The sequence below is a fragment of the Parabacteroides sp. AM58-2XD genome (assembly GCF_003463685.1).
Classification (GTDB): domain Bacteria; phylum Bacteroidota; class Bacteroidia; order Bacteroidales; family Tannerellaceae; genus Parabacteroides; species Parabacteroides segnis.
Window position 1 is genome coordinate 10,621 of sequence record NZ_QSDP01000059.1, and the last position, 18,371, is coordinate 28,991.

Annotated in this window: 10 protein-coding genes; 2 read left to right on the forward strand and 8 right to left on the reverse strand. The window is 39.1% G+C overall.

Features of this window, described 5'->3' with window-relative positions:
• Positions 1-69 precede the first annotated feature (69 nt).
• The 8 genes from DXA15_RS15010 to DXA15_RS15045 all read right to left on the reverse strand — a co-directional run bounded on the left by DXA15_RS15010 (position 70) and on the right by DXA15_RS15045 (position 14,934).
• Entirely contained in the window at positions 70-3,552 is a 3,483-nt protein-coding gene (locus tag DXA15_RS15010; protein ID WP_122329118.1) for a TonB-dependent receptor, read from the reverse strand.
• Between the two features lie 143 nt (positions 3,553-3,695).
• Positions 3,696-4,718 (reverse strand): FecR family protein, encoded by a 1,023-nt coding sequence (locus DXA15_RS15015; protein ID WP_128134545.1) that lies wholly within the window; start codon positions 4,716-4,718, stop codon positions 3,696-3,698.
• A gap of 168 nt (positions 4,719-4,886) precedes the next feature.
• Positions 4,887-5,540, reverse strand: coding sequence for an RNA polymerase sigma factor (locus tag DXA15_RS15020; protein ID WP_122329116.1), 654 nt, complete (start codon positions 5,538-5,540; stop codon positions 4,887-4,889).
• A 550-nt stretch (positions 5,541-6,090) separates the two neighbouring features.
• Entirely contained in the window at positions 6,091-7,260 is a 1,170-nt protein-coding gene (locus tag DXA15_RS15025; RefSeq protein WP_122329115.1) for a glycoside hydrolase family 99-like domain-containing protein, read from the reverse strand.
• 29 nt (positions 7,261-7,289) lie between these two features.
• A complete protein-coding gene (locus DXA15_RS15030) occupies positions 7,290-8,468 on the reverse strand; it encodes a glycoside hydrolase family 99-like domain-containing protein (protein ID WP_122329114.1) in 1,179 nt (392 codons plus the stop codon).
• Positions 8,469-8,549: 81 nt separating this feature from the next.
• Positions 8,550-10,361: a RagB/SusD family nutrient uptake outer membrane protein gene (locus DXA15_RS15035; protein ID WP_122329113.1), complete on the reverse strand. Its 1,812-nt coding sequence runs from the start codon at positions 10,359-10,361 to the stop codon at positions 8,550-8,552.
• 16 nt (positions 10,362-10,377) lie between these two features.
• Entirely contained in the window at positions 10,378-13,701 is a 3,324-nt protein-coding gene (locus tag DXA15_RS15040; RefSeq protein WP_233567306.1) for a TonB-dependent receptor, read from the reverse strand.
• Between the two features lie 231 nt (positions 13,702-13,932).
• Positions 13,933-14,934: a FecR family protein gene (locus DXA15_RS15045; RefSeq protein WP_122329111.1), complete on the reverse strand. Its 1,002-nt coding sequence runs from the start codon at positions 14,932-14,934 to the stop codon at positions 13,933-13,935.
• A 108-nt stretch (positions 14,935-15,042) separates the two neighbouring features.
• Here DXA15_RS15045 and DXA15_RS15050 point away from each other — a divergent pair, with 108 nt between their 5' ends.
• Both DXA15_RS15050 and DXA15_RS15055 read left to right on the forward strand, forming a co-directional pair.
• Positions 15,043-15,630: an RNA polymerase sigma-70 factor gene (locus DXA15_RS15050; protein WP_007658343.1), complete on the forward strand. Its 588-nt coding sequence runs from the start codon at positions 15,043-15,045 to the stop codon at positions 15,628-15,630.
• Positions 15,631-15,688: 58 nt separating this feature from the next.
• On the forward strand, positions 15,689-18,367 hold the full coding sequence (locus DXA15_RS15055; protein WP_199676327.1) for a TonB-dependent receptor: 2,679 nt from the start codon (positions 15,689-15,691) through the stop codon (positions 18,365-18,367).
• Positions 18,368-18,371: the final 4 nt, after the last annotated feature.

Sequence of the window (18,371 nt, forward strand, 5' to 3'; positions counted from 1 at the left end):
TGCACACAATAAACAGAGAGGCAATAATATTATATTTCTTTTCATTATATCAAATTTTAAAAGGATTCATCAAAATGAAACATTTAAGCCAAAAGACAGAACGGCCAACGAAAACATCGATTTACCATTTCCATATTTACCCAGATTAGCAGTCTCCGGATCAAAACCGACAGGAAGCTTGGTTAATGTCAGTACATTCTCTGCCGAACAATAAATCCTGGACTTTTGTAACCCCACTTTCTTTAGAACCGTCTGAGGTATCGAATACCCCAACTGCAAATTTTTAAGTCTCAGATAAGCACCATTTTGCAGATATCTGGTCTGTATTTGCTGGTTCTTTTTATAAAGACTGGACTGGCTGTATGGCCGGGGATAATACGCATCCGTATTTACTCCTAATCCTGAATAAGTACTTTCTTCCGCATCCCGGTAATAATCCAGATGATGCGGGAACAGGGTCGTTTGATTCCAGTTATTAAATCCCCAGAACATATTACCGGTCAACCACAAATCTCTTTTCGCCGTACCCTGGAAAAATGCCATAAAATCAAATCCTTTATAATCAGCAGATAATGTTATTCCAAACTGGTACCGGGGAGTATTATTACCTATTATCCGTAAATCACCATGATCGGAAACCGTATTCTTACCGTTATTTATCAAACCGTCATTATTCAGATCCCGATACATAACATCTCCGGTACGCCATACCTGGGCATTAATGAAATTCTGCGATTTACTTTGATTAATCCGATCCGCATCTTCCTGCGTCCGGATTAAACCAACAGTTTCATATCCCCATATTTCTCCAATTGTTTTTCCTTCATAATCAGTCGTCAGTATTCCGGTCGGATTATTATACTTGGTAACAACACTCTTATAATCAAACAACATGGCAGTGACCGAGTAAGAAAAGTCATTACTTACCTTATCCCTCCAGGTAAAAGACAAATCCCAGCCCCTCGTTCTCAGTTCAGAGTTATTCTCTTTAGGTATATCAGCACCTAACACGGCAGGCAGAGCTTGAGCCGGTCCAAGCCGGTTAAAGGTCAGACGTTGATAATAATCGGCAGTTATCTGCAACCTGTTATTAAAGAATCCCAGATCAGCACCTACATCCACCGTCTTTGATGACTCCCAGGTCAGCACAGGATTAATCAGATTCGGAGCAGTCGTATAAGCAGGACGTTTGCCGTTTAAAATCCATTCCAGATTCATCTCCGTACCCAGCAAAGGCAGATCCTGGTAAGCATCTACATTCTGATTACCCAAACTGCCCCATGAAGTTCTTAACTTTAGTGTATTTACATAAGGAGAAACTGGTTCCCAGAACTTTTCATGGGAAATATTCCATCCCAAAGAAAAAGAAGGGAATAACCCCCACCGATGGTCTTTCGTGAATTTGGAAGTTCCATCATAACGGGCATTCACTTCCAACAGATATTTCCCCATATAATCATAATTCAGACGGGCAAAATAACCCTGAGTAGACCAGTGCGTCAGATCATCAGTTGTCTGCATTTCACCCGTAGCGGTAGAAATAGACGGAACCTCCGGCGTTATAAGTTCTTTTTTCAATCCGCTCAGATAATCATAAGAGTTCGACTCTTGCTGAAATCCCAACATTGCCGTGAAGTGATGTTTATCCTTCAAGTCAAATTTATAAGAAGTATAGACATTCAATGAATTATACATCGTATGGGACTTATACTTATTCACATACGAAGGAACTGTTGTCGGAATAGCCGACAAAGAACCATCCACCAGATCTTCATAAGCGGTAAGATTATTGGAAGTGAAGCTGGTATAAGGAAAATCTATTGAATAGTCCGCGCTGATCGTCCAATTCTTCAAAGGGGTAATATCCGTAGCAAAACGTTGCAGTATACCTCTTGTTATTGTCTTATCCGATCCGGCTTCGATCATCGGTATTCTTGACAAACGGGAATAATAACCGTTCGGTGATTTCAAGAACTGGTTAGGCTGCGTACGGAATATCTGGTGGATCATCATGTCATAATCGCCTTCGTCATCATAGTTCGGATTCTCCCGTGTAGACTGGACCACGCGTGTATTGGATGATAATTTCCACCATTTGGTTAAACTCAAATCCAGTTTCGCATTGAAGTTAATCCGCCGATATGTATCTTTTCCGAAATTAAGAATACCTTTTTCATAAGCATGCCCGGCAGAAAGGTAGAAAGCCAGATCTTTACCACCTCCTTTAATCGACACATTCTCCTGATTACGGACACCGGAACCGAAATGCACATCAATCCAGTCATTATTGCCATTTGCCAACAAATAAGTAGCCCATTGATTAGAGTTTGTTGCGTCAGGAACAGTTTCCGGTAGTGACGGATTATTAATGTAAGCTATAATACGGTCTATCGTTTCTTCGGCAAACAACCGGGATTCTCCCTGATTATCATGAAACTCATTCATTGCCCGTACGAAAGTATAGGAATCGACCATCCGCGGTTTACGGATCGGCTTTGTAAAGGCAACATTCGCTGAGAAATCAACCTGTATTTTCTCTTCACGCTTTCCTGATTTCGTCGTTATAATAACTACACCATAAGGAGCCCGGGCCCCATAGATGGCAGAAGCCGCAGCATCTTTCAATACAGATATATTTTCGATATCATTGGGATCGATCATATTCAGATCCCCCACCGTCCCGTCGATAAGCACATAAGGTTCTCCCTGACCACGAATCTGCAAATTCAATTTTGCCCCCGGTTCTGAACCCGAATTCCCATAAGAGAAATTCACACCGGAAACCGTACCCTGCATCACTTGTGACACATTCGTTGACGGACGGTTTTTCAATCGATCTCCATCCACCACTTCAATAGCGCCGGTCAGGTTCACTTTTTTCTGTGTACCATAACCTACTACAACCACCTCCTCCAGTTTTTCGTTGTCTTCATGCATCACCAGCATGATCGATTCCTGCGCTTTCATCTCTATCGGCTGGTAGCCTATATATGAAAATCTCAATATGGCAGAAGAAGGAACATCTTCCATGGAAAAGTTTCCGTCGACATCCGTAATGACTCCCTGATTAGATCCTTTAATTACTACATTTACTCCAATCAGAGGGAAACCGGTATCGTCCTTTATATTCCCGGAAACAGTAATTCCTTTTTGCTGCTGGAGGACTGCGACACTTTTAACACCTGGAGTTTGCGGTGCATCCTCCTTCTTGACAACTATCTGCCGCCCTTTTACAACATAAGTGAGTCCCGTACCTCTAAATACGTCTTTCAGAATATCTTTAATCGGCTGATCTTTGATATTCACATTCACTTTATGACTTAAATCGATTTTGGAAGCATGATAGATAAATACATAATCACTGTGATTTTCAATAAATGTAAATACATCTTCCAACGTTTTATCCTGCATGTTGATGCTCAACTTCTCATGCTGGGCAGAGATAGGTAAAGCTGATAAATGGTTAACAGAAATAGAAATAAAACATGCTGATAAACAAAAACATTTAAAATAATTAGTCATTTTCAGACCAATCGTCTTCATTTTTTTCATACCTTTGTTTATTAATTCTTTAAGTGAGTTTTAATTTTAGAGAATTTTCCAGATCGGGTAATACGGCTAATATTATCCGATCTTTTTTGTTTTTCAATTCGATATACCCATAGGCTGTCTTATTTAATTAATAATTTTATTTGTCATTTCAATGATAAATGGAAACCACCCGAACTGTCACAAACAAATTTCACAGAAACCGATTCTTCAATAACATCAAGTACAGAATTTATATCCCCCCGCAAATCAAGCTTACCGGAAATAGGAATATCCGCAACCTGTTCGTCATATCTGATATTTACTCCATAATATCGTGCGACACGATTTAAAACATCTCCCGTACGGTCATTCTTCAAGTACATCAAGTTATCTTTCCAACATATATATTTAAAAACATTAACTTTTTCTGTCGATGTTTTTCCATCTGTAATACTGACCCGCTGATCTGGTGACATCATAACCTTTTCTTTAGTGTTTGTCTCCACTTCAACACATCCCTTCACCAATACCACCGATGCCGATTTATCTTCTTTGTATGCCGTAACATTGAATACGGTTCCCAATACTTTAACATCGAATTTTCCTGTTTTCACAATAAAAGGACGTTTTGGGTCGCGTGCCACATCAAGATAAACCTCACCTTCCACTGCTATCTCCCTCTTTTTCTTATCGAATACGGCGGGGTATATGACATGGCTGCCTGCATTCACATATATCTTGGTTCCGTCTTCAAAAGTAATGTTCATACGTCTTCCTTTGGGAACAATGATATGGTTCAGTTCTTTTTCATTTTTAGCGGCATCGACATTCCTCACAGACTGAACTTGTTGTTTATTAATAGAAACTTTCCCATTCGAATCATAGTTAAGAACAGACTCATCCTCCAACTTCAAATGATTACTGGAAGTAATCAAAGATATTTCCGTCGTACTGTCTGCCAGCATGCTACTTTCATGTAATGCAGCAACCAGAGAAGATTCGGAAGGTATAAGATATAATGTAGAGAAAACGGCAGCTCCTAAAACCAGCATAGCGGCCACAGAAGTCCACACAAGACGGTATCTCGTTTTCTTTATTTTCTCCTGTTCTGACGCCTGTAGTATTTGTTCTACAGCATTCCACGAGTCATCTATTTCTTTCCGGCTGACCTGCTCTATTTTCTTCATCAGGCCGACCGACCGTCTGGCCTTTCTGAAAAAATAATTATTTGATATGTTATCTTTCCTATACACGTTTCTATTGTATTTACACTATTAAAACGATAGGATAGAGAGATCGTACTCAACGAAAATAAGAAATTATCACTTTTGCGAAAAAAAGTTTTTCAGGGAAGTTTACTTGGCTAGTTCGACATGAAACCATTTGAAATTTTCAGCCAGATGAGAAAAAACATCCAGTTCCTCTTCTTTACAGTCTGCCTGACCCTTATAATCTTTCAGTTTAATGAAAAACAACTCTTTCAGTTTTAACAAAGAGCGGCAAAGCAAATTCTTACTCGACTGGTAGTTTATATTCAGAATATCAGCAATGTCCGAATGACTGGCACCTAACATATAATAAAGGTAAAGAATTTCCTGCTGCCGTGGTGAAAGTTCAAGAAAAGCTAACCGCATAATTATAAAGTCATCAGACGACTCATCTTCCGGAGGATAAGGAATCAGGCTCTTATCGAAAGATAAAAGATCATCTATGCAAGGAAGAAACATATCTGAACGGGAATTTTCATATTTCAGGTCATCATAAAGTCTGTTGCGAAAAGCCAGAAGCAGGTAGCCTTTAACAGATTGGGTGGCAGATAATTTATGATAATTCTGTATTAACTTGGCAAAAAAGTTCTGGATACAGTCTTTTACAAGTTCTTTATTTGCACAAAATTTACATCCATAGTTATATAATAGAGGATAGTATCGCCTGTACAACTCAGCAAAAGCCTTCCGGTCTCCATTCAGACAGGAATCCCATATTTTTATATCTGATAGCTGAGTCATAATTAAATTAGATTATTATAAGAAACAAATGTAGGTATTTATTTCCGAACCAATATTTCAAAATAATTACAAAATTAATTATTTCTACACATATAACATGACAAATCTTTTATCAAATTGTCAGACTGATGCTTCTCCTCCTTCTTATAATTATCATATTAAACATAAATCACATCAAGTTTCCAGACAAAATTCTAGTTCACTCAAAAGCTTATTTGTTAAATTACACCAATTTCAAACCCAGATGCATCTTTTTAATGCCTTTGCTCATCTTCTTTTCATACAAATACAAAAAATCTGTCAGGCTGATAGGGGTTTTTGAAATATTTCAGTCTTACAGGTGGAATTTAAAAGAAAAAAGAAATGAAATACATACTATTCATTACTATGGATCTGGCAGTATATCCTTTTCTGCTACTAATTTATATAGTAAAATGCATCTTTGATAAGATACAACCAGTTCACTGATTTTCAATACAAACAAAAATCAGCCCAAAGGGACATTTCAATATCCTTTTGAGCTGAATTATATGATTAGGATCGGGAAGTCTTATTTAAAAACCTTTTTAACTGCTTCCAGAAATCCATATTTAAATTCTGTATCCGGTTCCAGATAACTACCTTCTCCCCATTCGTTCCAGGCATTAATCGTTACTAAAGGAGTCTGATCCGGATGTTTATCTATAAACTCTTTTGCTTTATACAGGAATTTCTCAAATTTTTGAGGTGTAACATTTGATACAGCAGGCTGAGGATCACCCGGAAAACGAGGATTATTGTCCCAATCGATAGAAACATGCGGAAAATAAGGGATAGAGAAACTTTCACTGAATTCTTTATATTTGGAAACAGCTTTTTCTCCCCACGAAGCATAATCCTGATTAGCCGGAACAAAATGACACCATTGATAATTAGTCAAACTATTAAATCCTAAATATTTGACTGTATTATCCTGTGTTTCCGATTTATCACCCGGAACTGCAGACAGCGTTGAAGGAAGAGCCCCCCACAAAATGGCTTGCAGATGTACTCCTTTTAAACCCGCCTTTACACATTTTACCCTAAAATGGTCCAATGCCTTTTTAGCCTCTTCCATTCCTCCCAAACCATTGATGAATGTTCCTAGTTCATAAATAGCAAAAACAGGTTTTCCATCTATTCTGTAATAATTAGGCTTCATGAAATAGTCTTTGATAACATGATCGGTAAAACGATCAAAAATATCAAAATCCACCTCTCCTTTCCAGAACACCTTACTTTTATCCGGTTCTTTGGGATCTAAATAAGTGGTATGCGTATGATTAGCCCACATTAAATAAAAATTCATTTTTTCATTATTCCGGGCTTTCAGAAAACCATCGTTCAACGTTCTCTCCAAAAAAGGTTTATCATCATACCAATACCAATCAAAGATAAATGTATTAACACCATATTCCAGAGCCGTATCGATTACTTTCTCCTGAACCTTCGGATCAGCCTCATCCAAATATCCCCACAAAGGAACCCTGGGTTGTCGATGTCCCTCAAATTTAGGTTTAGCTTTATAGATCGCTTCCCATTCTCCCTTTCCATCAGGAAAAACATTCATCTCCTTAAAACGAGGATCGTCCTGATAAGCCGGCCAAATATAAGCTGCAACATCATACTTTGACTCATTCTGCTGGGAAAACACATAAGAACTCAACAAAAGCAACACACTCAGTATATAATAATATCTCATATATTTTATCTTAATTGAAAATGATCATTTTATTTTTCATCCACAAATACATGTTTAACAGCCTCCAAGTAACCATATCCAAATACATTACAAGGCATCAGATAACTGGTCTCCGTCCATTCATTCCAACTATTTATTGTTATCAGCGGTTTCTGCTTCGGATGCCGATCAACAAAAGATTTTGCTTTGCGAAGCGCTTTTTCAAAGTTCTCAGGTGTATTATTCTTCACTACTGCACTAACACCTGTACGGGGACTATTATCCCATCCCACACTTATATGAGGATAGTAAGTGAAATCATATGAAGAATCAATGCGTTCCCATTCTTTTTCAACAGCATCCATAATGACATTATAATCTTCATTTACATTTGTAAAATGAGCAAACTGATAATGAGTTCCGCTGGTGAATCCTAATTTCTTTACAAATGAATTTTCCGGATTCGTTGTTTTCCCGGCATCGAACCCACTATAATTCATATTTATGGACCACATAGTTATCTGCAACTCAAGCCCTGGGAACCCTGCCTTCTTCGTTTCCTTCTTGAACCATTCCAAAGCATCAGCTGTTTCTTCGATTCCCCCCAAACCTGCTATCAACTGTGGTATATCGTAAATCATAAAAACAGGTTTTCCGTCTATCTTATAATATTGAGGATGTTTGAAATATTTCTCGATATTACGTTTGCAAATCTTTTCAAACTCCTGGCGATCCACCTTGCCGGTCCAGATCACATTATCTTCTTTGACTCTAGCCAAACGGGTATCCCAGACATTCACCACATCATGGTTTGCCCACATCAGATAGAACTGCATTTTATCCACATTATCAGCTTTCAGGAAACCATTATCCAACGTTGTCTCCATAAACGGACGGCCATCAAACCAATACCAGTCAAAAATAAAAACATTTACACCATGCTTTGTTGCCTGTTCTATTTCCATCGACATAACCGAAGGATCTGCTTCATTAATATACCCCCACAGAGGTTTGCGGTCCCAATAATGTCCGGGATTTCTCTTTTGCATCGTCATAACAGTTTCCCACTCACCTATCCCTATCGGCCAAAACGGACGTAAACGCGGATCGTCAGAAGCATACGCCGGATAAAGGAATGCAGCTATATCATACTTCTGCTTCTTTCCTTGTCCAAACAAAAGGATCGAGCAACATAAAAACACAAATAATAAACACAATCGATTTTTCATATTTTCTACATTTTATAAAAACACATATTTTTCATGAGAATAGCCAAATTTAAAGAAAATCGGCTATTCTCTTCTCTTACTCTATTTATATCCCGGATTTTCTACCATATTAGGATTACTGGATGTCCTGCTCAAAGTTATAGGCAAATAATAATTTTCCTCTTTAAACAATGGCGCAGAAACACTTCCGTCAATATTGTCCAGAATTTCCAACTTATATTTTTTCTCATCATCCGTGTAGCTGGAATAGTCCAAAATATATCGAAGACCTGAAAAACTTCTTGATAATTCTGTTGTTGCTGTTCTCCAACGTCTGACATCCCAATACCGATGTCCTTCAAATGCCAGTTCCACTTTTCTTTCATGACGTATCTTATCCTGGCTGATTTCTTTTAGCGGGGCAATACCGGCGCGTTCCCGTATTTGATTGATTGCATCCAATGCTTCGCCTTTCTTACCTAATTCATAAGCGGCCTCTGCTAAATTCAGTAAGGTTTCCGCATACCGGAACAATAAGAAATCCTGAGAAGAAGTAGCCCATGCAGACTCAGTTCCTGCCATATTATCATGAGATTCATCCAAATATTTCATTACCCCGAAACAAGTTCCTTCCAGATCCTGATCACCAGTACATAACACTCCATCGTAAGAATCTTTCGTCATAATTGTTCCATCAGGTAAAAGTAATCCATTGTGATAATCCACATAGCTACCTTTCCATGGAGTTTCCTGTGTATATATCGTTGCGAAGAAACGAGGATCCTTTTTCCCCCACAACTTATCCATAGTCCACAGGCCATTCTCTACTTCTGAACGGTTCAGTTTTCCGGAAGTTCCATCTATATGTTCAAACTCTTCTACCAACTCCAGATAAGGGCCGTCCAAGTTACCCCTGTTCCAACCCTGGGGGCGAGGGCACTGAAAGAAATCGACTGCCCATCCATTTCCTCCGGTGATCAAGCCATTGGAACTATCATGTCTTTTAGCAAAGATAACCTCACTATTATTTTTAACTAAAAATATATTTTTAAAATTTGTTACTTTATCCGCATCCTGATTATATAAAGCAAACTTCCCGCTATTTATGATCTCCTTGGAAGCCTCATAAGATATCTGATAAAAATCCTTAGCTTTTTCTGCTGGGATTCCCACAACTCCATCCAATTGCACCTTACCGAACTGTGCAATACTTGCAGCGTATAAAGCAGCCCGCGACTTCAAAGCCAAAGCAGCATATTTCGTTGCACGTCCCAGGTTTCCGCTTCCGGCTTCTTCCGACAACTCATTAGCGATTTCACTTGTTTCAGATATAATAAAATTATAGACAGCTTCTTCCGTATCCCGTTTAGGATATAATTCTTCCTCAGGATCAGTCAACTGTTGTGCTTTCAGGATCAAAGGAATACCGCCATAACGCTTTACCATGGCAAAATAAGAAAAAGCTCTCAAAAAACGAGCCTCTGCCACTCGAGTACCTTTAAGTTCCTGATTTAACGGAGATTCAGGGACTTTTTCTATAAATTCATTGATCTTACGGATAGGATCATATCCCCACCAGTCCAACAAACCACCATCTATTTTTAGTCCGCCAAACTTATAATTATATCCGGTCATAGCTTCTCCCCAATCTCTCCATTGAGACAAGCATTCATCAGACACATGATTCACAACAAATGCAGGAAAATAACCATCACCTTGCCAACCATTACCGCCACTTTCATTGCCAAAATAAGACATATGAAAATAACATTGAACCAAATAAGCTTCAATCAAAGCTTCATCATTCCATACAGCTTCATCAGAGATGATATCTAACGGGGTTTTGTCCAGAACGTCTGAACAGGAAACAAGAGATGAAGCAATTATCATTAATGACAAAAATATTTTTTTCATACGATTAGACTTTTTATTAGAATGACAAATTAAGACCTACAGAAAGAGTTTTTTGTTGAGGATAGTAGTATCCGCCTTGTCCGGAAGGAGCCTCCGGGTCAATATGATATTTTCCTAACTTATCGAATGTCAGCAAATTGGTACCTGCGAAATACACTCTGCATTGCTTAATAAATAATTTTGTACAAAGCTCTTTTGGCAAATTATATCCGATAGCCAACGATTTCAGACGCAAATAACCCGCTTTTTTATAAAAATAATCAGACGTATACCCATTGGTAGCAGCACCTCCCAAACGGGGATAAAGAGCATCCGATACATTATTTTGCTCACACCAACGAAGATCATACAGCTCCTGTGGGAAGGTCAATGTATTATGCCACAATGTAATATTGCTGTTATATCCGAAAGCCCCCTGGAAAAGAGCAGCAAAATCAAAATCTTTATATTTCAGATCGACATTCAGTCCGTACATCCAGTGAGGCATAGTTCCTTTACCTATCTCAACCTGGTCTTTCCAATCCAACACTTTATCTCCATTTACATCCACATACCGAATATCGCCTGGTCGCAAAGATGTATTTTGCTTATTATCCTGATCAAAACCCAAATTATCAATTTCTTCCTGAGAAGTGAACAATCCGTCTGATACATATCCGAATTGTCTATCTATCCATTGTCCGGACTTCTGATTTATCCTTTTCTGGTCAGGATCTGTATACATCTGTTCTTCATAATGATCCCATTTTGCTCTGGACCACGAAATATTACCACTAATATTATAACTGAAATTTTTAAAGTTTTTTGAACTACCGACAATAAGTTCAAACCCTCTGTCTGTCATACTATTAATATTCTCATCCGGAAAACTTGCACCAAATGTAGGAGATAAACTCATAGAACGTTTAGCCGGGATACCCGATCTCTTCCGGTAGAAGACATCACCTTCCCCATAAATTAATTGATTCAGGAATGAATAATTCAAACCGACATTCCATATTTCAAATTTCTCCCAGGACAAAATAGGATTAGCTAATCCTGTCGTCACAATACCGGACATACTTTTATCTCCCAACAGATAATACCCATTTAATTTATAACCGGATAAATATTGGAAGTTACCCACAGCATCATTACCTGAACGTCCGTAACTTGCTCTAACCTTCAAATCATCCAATACAGATTTGGTATTTTCCATAAAAGATTCCTCTGTGATTCTCCATCCTAATGAAGCACTCGGAAAAAAGCCCCATCTGTGTCCGGGAGCAAATTTAGCCGAGGCATCCGCTCTTAATGTTGTTTCCAACAAATATTTATTCTTATAGGAATAATTGAATCTTCCGACAAAACTCTTACGTCCCATCTCCGATGAAGCTCCGTCATTTTTCATTGTTTCTGTATTACCGACAAATAATTCCTCTATAGAAGGAGTCAGCAAATCTTCCCTGCTGGCAGACATCCAGTTGCCGGAGTAATCAATCGCCTCATACAGAGCCAAAACAGACAGGGTATGATCTTCTGCCAACGTATTATCATAATTAACAGAAAATTGTCTGGTCAGCATTTTACTTCGATCATCCCGTTGCGATAATTGAGCCGAATTTCCCAATCCACCTGCACTGATATATGTGTCACTCGCCACATCATATCTATAAAAGGAAGATGGTCTGTTAAATCTCTTTTGGAATTTAATATCATCATAATAATTAACAAAAAATTTAGCAGAAAGTCCTTTTACCCATTTTATACTATATTTTAAAGCGATTGTACCGGTTAAAGTTAGCTTTTCATCTTTTGTATATCCGGATAAATCGGTATTAGACGTAACATGTGCCCCCCCTGTTCCCTTTCCATCGGCATAAGAGATTCTCGTCGGATCAGGCAAATGAGCCGGATAAATAGGCAACGTATTCCAAAAGTCCTGCCAAACTGTATTTTCCCCTGCAGACTGTCCACGGACTGTTGTCATATTATCAGACTTTATGAAAGACAAGTCCAACTGCAATGATAACTGATCCGTGATATTGGCATCGATATTCGATTGTAAATTATAACGCTTATAATCCCCTCCATTATTTTTCCAGATAGATTCCTGATCTAAATACCCCAAAAAGCCGTAATACTTAATCTTCTCACTACCTCCGCGTACCGATATATTATGCTGGTTCAATGGAGACCAGTTTCTGATCAATTCGCTATACCAATCGGTATTTACATACTGCGGATCTGTTCCGTCATAAAACTTCTGTATTTGTTCTTCCGTATAGGGAGCGGTCGACTCCGGTTTACCGGACTGAAGCCATTCTTCCCGTTTCAAAGTCGCATAATCTCCCGAAGAAACAGGTTTAGGCATAGTAGTAATACCTTGAAAAGTAATGGATGAATTAATAGCAATAGTCGGTTTTTGGACAACTCCTCTCTTTGTTGTTACCAAAACAACGCCATTACCGGCACGAGCTCCATAAATTGAGGCGGAACCATCTTTCAGTATACTGATAGACTCAATCTGGTTCGGGTCAACCCGGTTAAAATCAGTTTCTATTCCATCTACAATCCAAATAGCATTATCCGCAAATCCACGCACCTTTATAGTGGCCTGGTCCGCCCCTGGTTGTCCGCTTGTCTGCTGAGACACCAACCCTGGCAATCTACCACCTAAACTATTTATAGTACTGGAAACCGGAGCCACTGTCATTTCTTCACTTTTAACCGTAGCAATAGAACCTGTCAAGTTTCCTTTTTTCTGTGTACCATATCCGACAACGACTACTTCATCCAATGTTTTGGTATCTTCTTTTAACGTGATAGCCAATGCCTGTTCATTACCGATTTTCTGTTCATAAGAAAGATAACCGATATAAGACACTTCCAACAGATCGCCTTTTTCTACATTCAATGAAAATTTTCCGTTTATATCTGTAACAGCTCCATTTGTCGTTCCTTTTACCATTACATTGGCTCCAATAATAGGTATACCGGCTGCATCGACAACTGTCCCTGTAATTTTATTCCCTTTTTGGGAAATAACAGGATTTGATGATTTTACAGATAATACAATACGGTTCTCTACTACTGAATAACCGACATTGGTCCCGGAAAAAACGGCATCCAGTATTTTAAATATATCAGCATCGTCGACAGATACCGATACTTTACGATTCAAATCGACATGACGATTGTTATAAAAAAAAGAAAAATTACTTTTCGCTTCTATCTGTTCCAACACTTCCTGCACTGTTTGATTTTTCGTTTCCAAACTTATCCGGGCAGTTTGTGCATAGCTACCAGAGGCATGTAATAAGCTAATTGAACTTAGCATAAAGACAAAAAACAGTTTCATAACCAATGGAATCTTTTTTAAGGTTAACCCAAGTGACATTGTCACCCACCGAAATTGGGTAATAGATAATTTTTGCATAACTTTGTGTACTTTTTTAAGGAAAAAATGATTTGATACGAACCTGTCGCCAAACAGGTTTCTTTCAGTTAACTCATTTCATTCGGATAAATACGCCAATATTTATCCGAATGTTTTTGTTTCAGGAGGTCCGTTTGCCATACGCTTTCATTTTTAATAGATTTCTACTTTACTTTTTCTATCCAATTTGTTTTCCGACGGAATATAACGCCACTTAATTCCGGAAGAAGCATTGAATATGTCTAATATCTGTTCCAATCGATGATTGGTAAATGATCCGGTAAAAAAATCTTTTACATATTTATTATTTGACACTACAAAATCCACATTAAACCTCTTTGTCAACATACGCAATGCTTCTTCAAAAGGAGTCTTCTTGAAAATAATCATTCCATCCTTCCAGGATATCTCAGCTTCCCCGCTTGTCTGATATATATCCGACCGATTCGTCTGGATATTATAAACCAATTTTTCACCCGGCTTTATATCCACCTGTCCGGACTTGGAAATGAATGCGACTTTCCCGCTTATCAATGTAGTCGAGACAATAGAATCCCATCTAAAAGCTTCCATATTAAAAGAAGTTCCCCACACTTCCACGCTGGCATTGTGAGGAGTGGTTACAACAAACCGCTTTTCCGGATTCTTTACGACCTCAAAGAAAGCTTCACCTTCCAAGCGGACCGAACGGAATTCCCCTTCGAAACTCTCCGGATATACCAGTGAAGACTCGGAATTCAAATTAACCTTTGTACCATCCGGTAATGTCAGGCTGGTCGTCATACCCGGATTTGTCCGGACTTCCAACATACGGATATCCTGTTTTTCAGGAATAAGTACTTGCAACAGATAAGCAACCAGCAACGGGATGAATAATATGGCAGCCACCCGCTGCCCCCATATAAACAACGCCTTTAGTTGGCTTCTGAAAATACGGTTGTCTACTTTGGATAAAGCATTGTCCGTATTTACCCGATCCATGACAGAGATAGTATCCGATGCCAAATAGATCAGTTGTATCTGCCGGGCTATTTTATAATGCTCTTCAGATTGACGGATCCATTTTTCAACTTTCTCCCTTTCCTCCGCAGACACATTGCCTTCACAATAACGGGGAAGAAGTTCCTCTACAATATCTATATTCTTTTCGCTCATTAAAATCACCTTTTATTATTATGACAGGTGGGATCGGATGAGTTCCTAAACAGAAATCGACTTTTTTCAAAAAAAATTATGATATTTGCTCTTAGATAAGAAAAACATATGAAAGGGAGTATACATAACGAACAATACCAGAATGAGAATTTTCTTTTGTCAGCATTACGTCAGTCAGACAGAGAAGCATATACCTTCTTGTTTCGGAAATATTATCCGATGTTGTGCGCATATTGCCACAAGTTTATTTCATTAGAAGATTCTGAGGAGATTGTCCAGGATGTTCTGTTCTGGTTATGGGAATCCCGCAAAGAGCTGGTTATCGAAAAATCACTCAGCCAATATCTGTTTAAAATAATATATAATAGAGCAATTAACAAAATAGCCAGTCTACAAGCAAAAAGTAAAGCCGACACCGTCTTCTTCGAGCAGATGCAGGAAATGTTACAGGATACCGATTATTACCAGATTACAGAACTAAGGGAATTGCTCAAAAAAGCTATAAATAAATTGCCGGACAGCTACCGCCAGGCATTTGTCATGCACAGGTTCCAGCACATGAGTTACAAGGATATAGCTGAACAGGCAGGAGTCTCGAGCAAAACCATAGATTATCGGATACAGCAGGCTTTAAAGATTTTACGCAAAGAATTAAAAGATTATCTGCCCCTCCTGTATTTTATTCATCTGGTTTAACAGAAAAAATATATATTATTCTTTATCTTGACACATTAATCATTTATGATGAAATAGAATGAAATTATTTATCCAATTGTTTATCTTGCTGTTGTCACTCGGTATACTGTATCCGGCAAATGCTACCGAAGCCGATAAAGCACCTACTATCACATTGAATATCAGCAATCTCCCTCTACCTGATGTTCTTGTGATAATCGAAAAGCAATCGGAGATGTCCTTTTCTTACGAATCTTCGGTTATCAAAGATATTCCGAAAGTAACATTGCAGGTAAATCAAGTTCCGTTGCGTACCTGTCTTGATATGCTTTTCAGGGATCTCTCCGTCACCTATACTATAAAAGGAAAATTTATTATCTTACGAAGAAAAAGCAATCTCGTTACGATCAGCGGCTTTATCCGCGATCAATATACAACCGAATACCTTATCGGTGCTTCCGTCTACAATCCCAAAACCCAGGAAGGGACAGCAACCAATAACCATGGTTTTTTCAGTCTGACCGTACAACAAGGTGATATCCAGCTGGAAACATCTTATATTGGTTACCAGCGCTTCGCATATCATTTGAATGATCTGAAAAAAGATACGGTCATGGAAATACTGCTCAAAAGCGGTAAAGAACTTCAGGAAATAGTCGTTACCGGAACAAATGCTTCACAAAATCCGGTATACACTCCCCAAATGGGGACATTGAAGATTTCACAGAAAACAGTAAAATCAATCCCAACCCTTCTCGGAGAATCGGATGTGATCAAGACTTTGCAGACACAGCCGGGTGTTTCGGCAGGAACGGAAGGTTTGGCTGGTATGTACGTCCGGGGTGGCAATGGCGATGAGAACCTCTATATGATAGACGGCATTCCCCTTTACCAGGTAAACCACCTGGGAGGACTCTTTTCCGCTTTTAATGCCGAGGCTCTGAAAGATGTCGATTTTTACAAATCGGCTTTTCCCGCCCGTTACGGAGGAAGACTTTCAAGCGTAGTCGACGTACATACCAAAGATGGAAATATGAAAGAATATCATGGCAGCGCCATGCTGGGCCTCACTTCCGGAAACATTAATTTTGAAGGTCCGCTCATCAAAGATAAAACATCATTCAATGCATCCCTGCGCCGCTCCTGGTTCGATGTGCTGACAGCTCCGGCACTTGCCATCTGGAACAGGATAGAGAAAAAGGATGGAAAAAAACGAACGGGCAGATATGCGTTCACCGACATCAACATGAAGGTAAACCATCACTTCAATGACCGCAGCCAAGGATATGTCAACCTTTATTTCGGACAAGATTTTCTAAAAGGAGGAAGTACCGATTATAAAACGAGTGATGATAATCTCTACTACGAATCGAAAGATATCGGGAAATTACGCTGGGGAAATACCGTTGCCTCCGCCGGATGGTCTTATGTGATGAATCATAAAATGTTCAGTAATATTTCGGCTTATTACACACGTTATAATTCCTCCATAAGAAGAATAGAGGAAAACCAGACAGGTAAAAAAGACGATGAGGAGTATAAAAAAAGTAAAAGAAATACATCGACTGAAAATGGTATCAACGACCTGGGTTTCCGAATGAATTTCGACTATTTGCCCACTCCCGCCCATCATGTCCGTTTCGGTAGCAATTACATCTATCATCATTTCCGCCCGGAATATACCCAAAATGAAGTGACCGGCGATTATGAAAAACTGGAAGTCAAAGATGTGAAAGAGACTTTATCAGCTAATGAACTGGCTGTTTATGCAGAAGATGACTGGACAGTCAATCATTTTATCCGCCTGAATGCCGGGATACGTTTCAGTCTTTACAATGTCCGTCAAAAAACGTATACTTCGCTGGAACCCCGCATATCTTCCCGCTTCCTGATCAATCCCCATCTAAGCCTGAAAGCATCCTATGCCCGGATGAGCCAGTACATTCACCAGATAAACGAAAGTTATATGAGTCTGCCGACAGATACCTGGATGCCGGTTAGTAAGAAACTCCGCCCGTTGGTCAGCGACCAAGTATCGGCCGGCGCCTATTACAATCTGCACAACGACTATTCTTTCTCAGTAGAAGGTTATTATAAATGGATGAATCATATTCTCGACTATAAAGACGGATATAATTTCCTCCCGTCATTCATCGGTTGGGAAGATAAACTGGCCCAGGGCAAAGGATGGTCGTACGGGGTAGAGCTGATTGCCCGGAAAGAAACCGGACGTGTCACAGGATGGTTAGGATACGGACTGATGTGGGCAGACCGCCAGTTTGCTGAAATAAATGACGGTAAACGTTACCCTGCCAAATTTGACAACCGTCACAAACTGAATGTTGTGGCCAACTGGAAACTAAGCGACAAAGTAGAATTAACCGGCAGCTGGACATTTATGACGGGAAACCGCCTTACCGCTTCTTTCGAAAATTACGAAGACCTCGGACAGGCACATTTTCCATCCGACGTAGCTCCTATTCCTCCGTTTATGAATACACCGGGAGGACTTGAATATTTCACCGAACGCAATAATTTCCGCCTGCCGGCTTATCACCGGCTTGATCTGGGTATCAATATTTATCGTCCTAAAAAGAACGGATGCATGGGTATCTGGAATATCAGTATATATAATGTATATTGCCATATGAATGCGATTACCTTAAAAAAGCGTTTCTGGTATAATTATTATTGTTATTTCGAAACGATGAGTATTCTGCCTATCATACCATCGGTTTCATACACCTATAAATTCTGAACAA

What these genes read in the sequence shown, in the direction of transcription:
- DXA15_RS15040 (WP_233567306.1), bottom strand. Translation starts at nt 13,701, where the DNA reads ATGAAACTGTTTTTTGTCTTTATGCTAAGTTCAATTAGCTTATTACAT.
- DXA15_RS15015 (WP_128134545.1), bottom strand. Translation starts at nt 4,718, where the DNA reads ATGAAGAAAATAGAGCAGGTCAGCCGGAAAGAAATAGATGACTCGTGG.
- DXA15_RS15025 (WP_122329115.1), bottom strand. Translation starts at nt 7,260, where the DNA reads ATGAGATATTATTATATACTGAGTGTGTTGCTTTTGTTGAGTTCTTAT.
- DXA15_RS15020 (WP_122329116.1), bottom strand. Translation starts at nt 5,540, where the DNA reads ATGACTCAGCTATCAGATATAAAAATATGGGATTCCTGTCTGAATGGA.
- DXA15_RS15030 (WP_122329114.1), bottom strand. Translation starts at nt 8,468, where the DNA reads ATGAAAAATCGATTGTGTTTATTATTTGTGTTTTTATGTTGCTCGATC.
- DXA15_RS15055 (WP_199676327.1), top strand. Translation starts at nt 15,689, where the DNA reads ATGAAATTATTTATCCAATTGTTTATCTTGCTGTTGTCACTCGGTATA.
- DXA15_RS15035 (WP_122329113.1), bottom strand. Translation starts at nt 10,361, where the DNA reads ATGAAAAAAATATTTTTGTCATTAATGATAATTGCTTCATCTCTTGTT.
- DXA15_RS15010 (WP_122329118.1), bottom strand. Translation starts at nt 3,552, where the DNA reads ATGAAAAAAATGAAGACGATTGGTCTGAAAATGACTAATTATTTTAAA.
- DXA15_RS15050 (WP_007658343.1), top strand. Translation starts at nt 15,043, where the DNA reads ATGAAAGGGAGTATACATAACGAACAATACCAGAATGAGAATTTTCTT.
- DXA15_RS15045 (WP_122329111.1), bottom strand. Translation starts at nt 14,934, where the DNA reads ATGAGCGAAAAGAATATAGATATTGTAGAGGAACTTCTTCCCCGTTAT.